This window comes from Aerosakkonema sp. BLCC-F183, from assembly GCF_041929145.1.
Taxonomy (GTDB): domain Bacteria; phylum Cyanobacteriota; class Cyanobacteriia; order Cyanobacteriales; family Aerosakkonemataceae; genus Aerosakkonema.
Window position 1 is genome coordinate 59,036 of record NZ_JBHFNU010000111.1, and the last position, 10,243, is coordinate 69,278.

The window sequence follows — 10,243 nt, forward strand, 5'->3', positions numbered from 1 at the left end:
GGAGTGGATTTCGGTCTTTGGCTTGAATATATTCTGGCTCTGCTCGATCGCCTGAGATAGAGGTATGAGCCGATCTTTTAAGTTTCCACTATTGACAAAATATTCTAATTGTGTTAATTTAACCAAACTCATCAGTGCTTTTAAAGCAAAACTAGCTCCAAAAAGGAAAAAGGCAACCGTTAACAAAGTATATTTTGCCATAGCTTGAGTTAAGTTACTTCCTACCGCGCTTTTGATTTTTTACAGTTATATGTTAAATCATTTTAACTAGAGCTTGTCTAAAATTAACTAGAGCTTGTATAAAATTTTATAAACCTTGCTTGCAGTCTGTTCCGTAATTAATGATATCCTACGTTTAGGTAGATTAACCTTAAAGGTCGATCTACAGACGATTTTAGGTATTGTTGTATCCAAGGATACTTATTTTGCCAAACATAGCAGTAACTGAAAAAAATGGACTGGCTAACGCAAGAAATCTTAACCCAATTATTCAACCTGTTCACAGCTAGTTTGTTTAAAGTGGGAGATTATTCTGTATCCATTAGTTCAATATTTGTACTGATAATATCGCTATTAATAGCTATTTTTACTTCTAGCGCTCTTAGTAATTTCCTGAAAGAGCGGCTGCTGGTCAGAATGGGAATTGACGAGGGAAACCGGGAAGCGATCGCCGTAATTGTTCGTTACGCAACAGCAGCTTTAGGTATCCTCATCGTATTACAAAGTATTGGTTTTAACCTGGCTTCTCTAGCTGTATTAGCGGGAGGTTTAGGAGTGGGGCTTGGCTTCGGCGTCCAAGATTTAACCACCAACTTTGTCAGTGGTTTGACATTATTGGTCGATCGACCGGTCAAGGTAGGAGACTATATTGAACTAGGAAATCTCACGGGAACAGTCAAGAAAATATCTATTCGTTCAACTATCATCAATACCAATGATGATAGCTCGGTGATTGTTCCCAACAGCAGTATGATTGGGAACAAAATTGTTAACTGGAGCTACGATAGCTCCTACTGCTGTCTCCGGATACCTGTAGTAGTAGCTGATGACAACGATCCCTTATTAGTGACGGAAACACTTTTAAGCGCTGCTTACATGGAATCGGCAATTTTATACAATCCCAATCCCAGAGTGCTATTTGTAGGTTTTACCGAACAGGGTTTTAAATTTGAACTTTTAGCTTGGCTCGACAAACCCAATAAAATAGAATTAATTAAAAGCTCTTTGAATTTTGCCATTGAATACAACTTCCGTGAAAATGGCATTAAATTTCCCACGGACGACAGAAATTTGTGGTTCCAAAATCCAGAGGTTTTCGCACCCTTGTTGCAGAAACAAAACTCAACGAAAATCGACCCAAAAAAAGAAACGGATATTACTGCGAGTTACGAGTCAGCTTTACACATAGCGCCTATTCCAGCCAAGCAATTGCCTGTCCATGATTTATTGCGCCAAATAGTATATTTTCAAAATCTTAACGACTTAGAACTGCGGCAATTAATTGAAGCTGGTTATCGACAACGCTTGGTGCCATCCCAAATTTTATTTCGCGAAAACGACCCAGGAGATGCGTTTTTTATCATTTTGGAAGGAACTGTAGAAGTTTTTGTCGAAAAAATTAACAAACACCTGGTCAACCTGACTGTCGGTCAATTCTTTGGAGAGCTTGCTTTGATGCTTGGAATTCCGCGCACTGCGACTGTAAGGGCGATAGAAGAAACGATTTTATTTGCCATAAACAAAGCTGGTTTCCAACAACTGTTACAAGAGCATCCTGAGTTATTCGAGGAGATCGTTAAAGCGTTAGGGAACCATCAAGAAGAACTAACGGCTAGGCAAAAACAGCTACGAGAAATGGGTTTAGTCGATACAGCAGAAGACGACCAAAACCCTGTGGCTTGGGTGAGAAAGCGGCTGCAAAAGCTTTTCAATCTTTAACTCAGTCATCGACTGCTTGAAAGTTATCACCCGATGCCAGGATTTTGGATTGGCTGGGCAATGAGCAGACAAAGGTTGAAATTCGGAAAAATTTTTTGAAGATTACCCTTGAAATGGGAGGCTTGAAACCGCTTTTTCGATCCCGGATGAAAGCCAAGGCCCTTAAAATCACATTACTATAAATTGTCCAGCTAATCGTTCCAGTCAACCCCACAGCCAGTTAGAATTTTTTAATAATCTCTTCCCTAAAGAGGGTGATATTTTAGGCGAGTAGTGGTAAAGCAAGGCATATCGTTGATAGAATACTACCGGAGAGTTAGGCCATGTTATAGATTGTGATGACATTGCTTGAGCGTACCCAAACTGCGTACTGCATTCACTGACACTAACAGCTAAATATTTGAGGCAGGCACCAATGGTTCCTATTTTAAGCTTTGCAACCGCGCTACCGGGATTTTTACCCTCTCTACCAAATAACTTTGCCTTTTTCCTCATCGTATTGATCGGGGGAGCAATTGTAGCTTTTGTACTGTACATATTGCTCTTTTACGTGCTGCGAGCGTTGTTTCGCCAAATGGAAAACGATGCAGCCCTCGTCAGCTTGAGTGTTTCTCGCGGCCCAGTTCTAGTCATTTTCATACTGCTCAGCTTAAAGGTTGCATTTGAGCAATTGAGCGGCGAAGGAATTCTGGGTTGGCTGGAAAAAGGTATCGACGGATTCCTGATCCTATGCGTTACTCACTGGATTTCTCAGTTATTTACTCAAGTTGTCGTCTATTACTTGAAAGCCTATGCCCGCAAAACTGAGGCGGTCTGGGACGACGTATTAATACCTATCCTCGATCGCACTATCCCCGTCCTAGCTTACCTGCTCGGTTTCTCTCTTTTCTTGCAAACATTAGGGGTTGACCTCACAGGAATCGGCTTAGCGGTAGGCAGTATTACCGTTGTAATTGGTTTAGCGGTCAAAGATATTTTAGCCAACTTCTTCAGCGGGTTAGTTTTGTTAGTCGATACGCCCTTTCAATTTGGCGATGTCATCTCCGCGAACGGGTCACTAGCCGTCATCAAAAATATCGGCATCCGCGTCACCAAACTCTACATGATCGATACCCACTGCGAAGTGTATGTGCCAAATTCGTCTTTGGGAAATCAAGACATCATTAACCTCAGTCGTCCTACTCCTCACTACGCTTATTCAATCAAAATCGGAGTCCGAGTAGATGCCGACCCGGTTGCCGCCACAAAAATCTTGAAAGAAATTGTGCTCGGACATCCAGATACATTGGGTACTCTTGAGGAGAAACTGCAATTTTTAGACAAATTTTATGTTTGGGATGAAGCACAGCCAGGTAAGCTTTCCAAAAAGGAAGCCGGACGCATCCGCGTGTTGGCAGAAATTGATGTGAACAAACAACTGCAAAAAATTGAAGAAGAAGTAGAGGATTTGGTTAACAAAATCAAAAGTCTGGAAAGAGGTGGATTGGATCTGGACGAACTCAAAGTAGTTCTGAAAGAATACTTAGATGTGGTGAATTTGGTTGGCTTACGAGTAGTAACAGAGCGCAAAGGTAAGCGCGTGCGCTCTCGACTAGAGGAACAACAAGAGCCTGCTCTGAAAACATCGCTGATCGGATTGATGAGAACCTGGTACGAAGCCTGGTTAAAAGACCCAGACTTGGTAGCGGAAGATCGCTTGATTTTACCAGAGGAATGGGAACAAAAAATTGAAGTTCTGAAGACCAAAATGAACAAACTTTATCAAAAAATGGCCAACCCTGGCGGAGATGAAACCAGGTTGGATGATTACGCAGTAAAGTTTGTCGAGTGGTTGCGGGAGAACTTCAAAGAGTCCAAAAATGCTTGGAAAGAGCCGAAGGTTCGACTGGATAACATCACTGGTGGCGGTATGGAATTTACCGTAAAATACTACGTTGACAATATCAAGTTAGAACATTGGGAGCGAGGCTACCGCGTCAACAACGAAGTGCGAAGAGAAATGATCAGGCGCTTGAGACAAGCTTACATTTACAACTCATAAAACAGTCAAATTGCAGGGCTTGCTGAGAAATAGATAACTCACAAGCCCTTTTTTTAGCCGTTAGCATCGACAAAAACTTTGCTACACACTTTCAGCACTAGGGTGTGGCTATTTTTCGGCCATAAGTTGCTAAAAAGAGGATTATTATACTGCTATTCTTTATTTGGTTTGCTTTACTACAATTTGCGCTGGTATTACTTGGCATACTCTAGCTTTTAGAGTAATTCCTGAATTACCCTAAAAGTCATAGTGCTTCAAATCACCAGAAAAGCGTAAGCGCTGTTTAAAACTTTTTGGAAATTGCCTTGACAACTGCACATAAGACGTATAAATTACAAGAAGTTGTTAAAATTCTCCTCTATCTTTAGATAGAGATCGAAATGGGCGATCGTCAAAAGTTTGCTTAAAACCTCAACAGGTTTCTTGCCGCCTCGCTTGGTAGGCTCCCCATTTCTGCCCAATTGAATTGGTGAAAAATCGTAATTTTCGCTGATTTGTGTAAGCAGATATATCGATCGAAGTTGCGATTCGAGATGCCGATCGCTACCCTATAGAAAAGGCAAGTTACCCTGACGGCAAGGGTTCCCCGGCATCCGGTCTGCCAGTAACACGGGGTAGCGAATCTACACTACAAAAAAACAAGAAAGAAGTATCAAAATATGAAAATTCTGTTACTAAGTGTCCACCCACCGCACGGAGGCGGGTCAGCTCACTCCAGTCAGGAACTTGCCTGCGGGTTACGCAACATCGGGCATGAAGTTTTGCATATCGCTCCCTACAAAGTGCCAAATAATTTGGCGCAATATCCTGGATTAATGTGGATTCAGGCTGACTTTCCCAACGACTTGAGCATTACGAGTCAAGCATTATCAGATATCGATCGCGAAGTTCAAATAGCCTATCAAATTCATGGCCCTTTCGATTTTGTCATTCTCGGTCGCGAATCGTTTTTGTGGCATCTTCCCGCTATCCGTCGCGTTCATCACGACAAACCTGTCATATTAATTTGTCGGGGAGCTTATATCAACCGCCTCGCTTCTAGCGATCCCATCGATCCCCAACTCAGACGGCAACTGCTCAACCTTTACCAAGGCTGCGATAAAATTGTTTGTATAGCTCGCCATCTTGCCGAATCGATCGAACGTGTAGTTGGTGTTAGCAATACGGTTTTCTTGCCCAACCCAATTAATCTTCCTCCCTTCAATCCCAGCACCAATCTTCCTCCTTTTCACCCCACTTCCAACTATCAGCAAATTGCCTCTGAACCGATTCGTTTGCTGATGGCGGCTCAACTCAAAGCCAGGAAAAGGCCGTTGGATGCAGTGGAAATTGTGCGAAATCTCTCACTTGCCGGAGTCAATGTCCATCTTACCGTGTGCGGAGATGGCCCCGATCGTGTGGAGATGTTGCATCGCATCAAAAGTTACGGTTTAGAAGAACGAATTGTGCTAAAAGGTAGCGTATCTCGGCAACAGGTACTCGATTGTATGAATAATGCAGAAACCGTTCTGCTTTGCTCCGATAATGAGGGACGACCTCGCGTCCTGCAAGAAGCGATCGCCGCAGGCAAAGGTGTAGTAGCCTACGATAACCCAGGTTCGCGAGAGGTAGTCAATGAATGGTTAGAGCGTTGGCCTTTGGGTCGTCTTGTTCCTATTGGAGATATTTTTGCGGCTGGGGAGGCAATTTTAGATTTAGCCCGCTATTTTCGTTCCCAACCAGAACCTTTACCTCCGCCACAATTGCCCAATCCCATTGAGGTACTTTACGACTACGAATCTATGCTTAACACCCTGAAATTACCAGCACTAGAAGCTGTATTTTGATAAGCAGTTAGCTATCTGCTAACTGCTTTCAACCTTGCTTTTAAGTCTTCTGGAGGTTTAACTTCTCCGGTACAGAATTGGTGTGGGCTGCCTTACCATTTTTGCCGGTATGCCCATTGCCATTACGCGGCTGAATTACACCATAACCGCCGTGATTGCGTTCGTAAATCACGTTAATTTCGCCGGTTTCCGCATTGCGGAACATATAAAAATCGTGATCCACTAGCTGTAACTGTTCTAAAGCTTCTTCAATAGTCATGGGCGGCATGGCAAAATATTTGGTACGCACGACTTCAGTGGGAAGTTCCACAGTGCGATCTCCTATCAAATCCACTGCCACTGGCTCTTGTTCTACTACCTCGCTAGTTTTTCGCTGGGCTTGAGTCTTCTTATCTAGCCGTTTTTCTTTGTACTTACGCAGTTTGCGGGCTATTTTATCAGCCACTAAGTCTATGCTGGCATATAAACTTTCACTTCCTTCTTCTGCACGAATCACCGCACCATTTGCATAGATAGTCACTTCAGCAGTCTGCTTAGAATTTACCCTGGGATTGCGTGCTACTGATAGATGCACATCAATCTCATTGGTTACATTTAGAAAGTGACTTGCTGCTTTTTCAATTTTTTGGTGTACGTACTCACGAATTGCATCGGTGATTTCAATATTTTTGCCATGAATCACAAGCTTCATATTCAATTCTCCCGCTGAATACTCTATCTACTAGCAGGCATATTTTTAGCCTGCGTCTACCTTTGGTCTGAAAGGAAAGCTAAGCCGACATCGCTGCTTTCCGGGAACGTAATTTATGTGTCTGGGGGTGTCGCAACGCCGAGATATTGCATATTTTATCAGATCGTAAGGATGCCGAAACTTTTCGGAGTTTATTTCTTGTCAAACTGCTTGCATAATGCAAAATGGCCATACTTTATCGCACTCTGACTTGAGCCTACGCCCACACCTCTACAGTAAGTTTCTCGGACGATGCCACCAACTATGCTGGCTTTCAAAGGAAGGTGGGCGATCGCCATCTCAAATTTGTGGGCTTTTTCTTGCTAAACAGGCTTCCTCCTATTCACATTGAGGTTATACATAAAACACTAGCATTTTGTATTCTGGAGTACATCGCCCTTTGGCTACTCTTTAAAATCTTTTGCATCTGTTGACATTTCTTGATTTCCCTGACCGGATTTTGAACGAAATTTAACGTAAAATACTCTTGATTTTTGTGGTGATTTCGAGTAATAATGATTGGTTGGCGCATAATAAGCAACAAAAACCCCGTTTTTGTCGGTTATACGATCGGGGAATCACAGATTATTCAGTAGCTTGGGAGTGGCAGCGATCGCTCGTGGCAGAACGCCGAGACAACCCCAACCAGGAAGATGTCCTCATATTGTTGGAACATCCCCCCGTGTACACGCTCGGACAAGGAGCCAGTCTGGAATTTCTCAAATTCGCTCCGGAGCGAAGTAACTGCGAGCTACACCGTATAGAGCGCGGTGGCGAAGTAACCTACCACTGTCCCGGTCAACTCGTCGGCTATCCGATCCTAAATTTACAATATCATCGGCAAGACTTGCACTGGTATCTGCGCCAGCTGGAAGAAGTATTAATCCGAGTGCTGGCTGAGTACGGATTGGTGGGGGAACGGCTCGACGGCTTTACCGGCGTTTGGTTAGAGGGACGCAAAGTAGCTGCGATCGGCATTAAAGTCAGCCGTTGGATTACTATGCACGGCTTCGCTTTCAACGTTTGTCCCGATCTGGAAGGTTTTAAGCAAATAGTACCTTGCGGAATTTCCGACAAACCGGTGGGCAGCTTAGCAGAATTTATTCCCGCAATTAATAAAGACCGAGTGCGTCAGCAAGTAGCAGCCAGCTTCGCCGAAGTGTTTGCAGTCGAGCTAATTCCAGAAACTATGGCTGGGGACTAGGGGTTAGGGGTTAGGGGAAGAAGAATTGAGAATCAAGGGTTTGGTCGAATTAAGAACGACCTCTCTGACATCCGATCGCTTGGTATAATTATTCAAAGTTTTGACTTTTCTTGATATATTTAACTTGTGGAAACTTTCCACATTTTTTCAATCGCTATCTACTCGCCCCTCAAAGGGGACAGCGGTTAAAAGCGCCTGTGTCGCGTTTCTTCCCCGACCTGAAAGTACTGGGTTTGCACACTTCCCGTAACAGCTTATGACAGAGACAACAGAGCCCAATGGCTTAGAGGTAACAGAGTACGTTTCCGTAGCGGGTTCTGTTGCAGGGACGTTAGTTGCAGTTTTTTCCCAGCAGCTGATATATTCGGTTGCTCCCCTGACTCTAGCCCTTTCCCTCAGCCTGATCAACCGACGCCGATTCGAGCAGACATTACAGCAGAACATGGCGGCTGTTTTATCTGAGATGGGAACCCGCGTCAGACAAATAGATCGGGAAATCTCAGAAGAGATGGGAAGCTTAAGAGATTCATGGCAAGGTTTCTCGACTCCGATCAAACCGGTGATTCTCGCTCCCGTTCAGGAAGAACTCAGCCAGCTGCGAGAGCGGTTTGATAGCCTGGAACAAGCGATCGGCAACCTTACCATATCAACAATACCCGAAGGGAGCGCTTCGCTGAGCGACACTCAAGCAAAGCAAATAGCCTCGCTTACCCCAGGTTTTGATACAGAGTATTTAGATCGCAAGATAGAGGAACTGAAAACAGAACTGCTCGACAGCAAGCAGATTGGTTCCGAGAACCTCACGAAAGCGGAATTTCAAGACTTTAAGCAGGAAATTCAGCAACTGCAAACCAACCTCTCCTCATTAACAGAGGCGTTTAAAGAGCGGGAAGAAATACAGCGCATCGAAGAACTCAGAGAAATGCTGTTGTCCCCAGAAGTCGAACAGCGTATTTCTGCGCTTGCAGACGCATCGGCAAATGTTGTTCCCAGCTACCTGGAAAGACAAGTTCAAGAACTGCAAGCAAACGTTTCCTCATTAACGGAAGCGTTTAATCAGCGCCAGGATTTAGAGCGCATCCAAGAAGTTAAACAAATTGCCGCAGAAGTGCAAGAGCAGCTAGCTGCTTTTACCGCACCGCCAGTAACTTTCGATCCCAGTTACTTGGAAGAGCAAATTCAGCAACTGGAAACAAAAGTATCTCAGATCGGCGACACGTTTGCAGAGCGCTTAGCAGAGCAAAGAGAAAGTACATCCGATGTAGAATACGAATTGTCTGCACTGCCGACACAAAACGGACGCTCTGACACCGGGTACGTAGCAGCGCAGATAAAAGAAATTAAAGCAGCGATCGCTCAGACAGAAGAAACCACCCGCGCTAACTTAGATCGGTTAGAAGCACAAAATCAGCAGATGCAAGCTACCCTCGCATCGTTGACTGAAGCGTTTAACGAGCGCAAGCAGCCAGCCGAGATAGAAGAATTAAAGCAAAGCACCGCCGAAGTTCAACTTCTTCAGCAAGTTTCTGCGATTACTTCCGACTTGGATAACAGCTGTCTACAAGCGGAAATTCAGCAACTGAAAAAGGAACTGCAAGCGCTGTATTTTCAGATACCGCAGTCAAACAGTTATGCTGAAAAAGCCGATCGCACTGTCGTTGACAATGCTTACACCAAATTGAACGCCATTGTCGATCGTTCGATCGATTTCTCATCTGCCAAATTCCAGCAGCTGTCAAAATGCGCCTCCCATTGGCAGCAACAGCTGTTGAAAATACCACAGCAAATCGCTCAATCCAAAGAAAAAGCTGACGATTCGGCTGCAAGCGATTCAGTGGTAAGCCAATCGGCAGCAAGCACGTTAGAATCAAAAGATTTGGATGCTTTGCTGACTAACTGGACAGAATCCTTAGTTGCCAGATCGCTGCAAGTGTTTGATAATTTACGTGGCAAACGGCAACAGAAGATTGAAGAAGTAGAGATAGAGATCATCGGTCTTCCCCAGCAAGCGATCGATCTGCGGTCCGAACAGCAAATCCAGTATATTACGGTGAATTCTGAGGTTGTTTCTTCACCAGAGTCTGAGTTAGAAAACGAGCTAGCAACGCAAATCCAGACGCCTGACACGGAAAGTCGCGAAAACGATCGCCATTCCGATATCGAGACGCCTGACAAGGAAAACTACCAAAACAATCGCCATTCCGATATCGAGACGCCTGACAGGGAAAGCCATCAAAGCAATAACCTTTATGAGGAGGGAGCGAAGCGTTAGATCCGCAAAAACAAACAAAAAAACAAATCTATAAAACATTTTGGGTCTGGTCAAGATGACTAGACCCGCTAGAGCGCCAGTCCAGTAAAAGAGGTTGACAAAAGAAATAAGATGTGTATTTGTATAGAAACCTCGGCAGGGCGAAGCAAGAGGACATAAAAATTGTTGCTTCTGGCGATCGATTGTCGCCCTCTTGCTTCGCCCCTACACAATACATATTTCATTGTTTTTG

The 10,243-nt window shown here is 44.2% G+C and carries 6 protein-coding genes; 5 read left to right on the top strand and 1 reads right to left on the bottom strand.

Going from position 1 to position 10,243, the window contains the following annotated elements:
• The first annotated feature begins 453 nt into the window (after positions 1 to 453).
• From ACE1CD_RS32760 to ACE1CD_RS32770, 3 genes are all read left to right on the top strand, one after another.
• Positions 454 to 1,938, top strand: coding sequence for a mechanosensitive ion channel domain-containing protein (locus tag ACE1CD_RS32760; RefSeq protein WP_374827423.1), 1,485 nt, complete (start codon positions 454 to 456; stop codon positions 1,936 to 1,938).
• A 415-nt stretch (positions 1,939 to 2,353) separates the two neighbouring features.
• Entirely contained in the window at positions 2,354 to 3,979 is a 1,626-nt protein-coding gene (locus tag ACE1CD_RS32765; RefSeq protein WP_374827424.1) for a mechanosensitive ion channel domain-containing protein, read from the top strand.
• Positions 3,980 to 4,638: 659 nt separating this feature from the next.
• The gene (locus tag ACE1CD_RS32770; RefSeq protein WP_374827425.1) at positions 4,639 to 5,805 is read left to right on the top strand and encodes a glycosyltransferase family 4 protein; all 1,167 of its coding nucleotides are present in this window, start codon (positions 4,639 to 4,641) and stop codon (positions 5,803 to 5,805) included.
• A gap of 40 nt (positions 5,806 to 5,845) precedes the next feature.
• On the opposite strand, the gene hpf is transcribed toward ACE1CD_RS32770, so the two are convergent.
• Positions 5,846 to 6,496, bottom strand: a complete 651-nt coding sequence (gene hpf / locus ACE1CD_RS32775; RefSeq protein WP_374827427.1) for a ribosome hibernation-promoting factor, HPF/YfiA family — start codon at positions 6,494 to 6,496, stop codon at positions 5,846 to 5,848.
• A gap of 535 nt (positions 6,497 to 7,031) precedes the next feature.
• On the opposite strand from hpf, the gene lipB reads away from it, so the two are divergent.
• Both lipB and ACE1CD_RS32785 read left to right on the top strand, forming a co-directional pair.
• Positions 7,032 to 7,739 carry a lipoyl(octanoyl) transferase LipB gene (gene lipB / locus ACE1CD_RS32780; RefSeq protein WP_374827428.1) on the top strand — a complete coding sequence of 236 codons (708 nt, stop codon included), beginning with the start codon at positions 7,032 to 7,034 and terminating at the stop codon, positions 7,737 to 7,739.
• A 256-nt stretch (positions 7,740 to 7,995) separates the two neighbouring features.
• Positions 7,996 to 10,011, top strand: a complete 2,016-nt coding sequence (locus tag ACE1CD_RS32785) for a hypothetical protein (protein WP_374827429.1) — start codon at positions 7,996 to 7,998, stop codon at positions 10,009 to 10,011.
• Positions 10,012 to 10,243 lie beyond the last annotated feature (232 nt).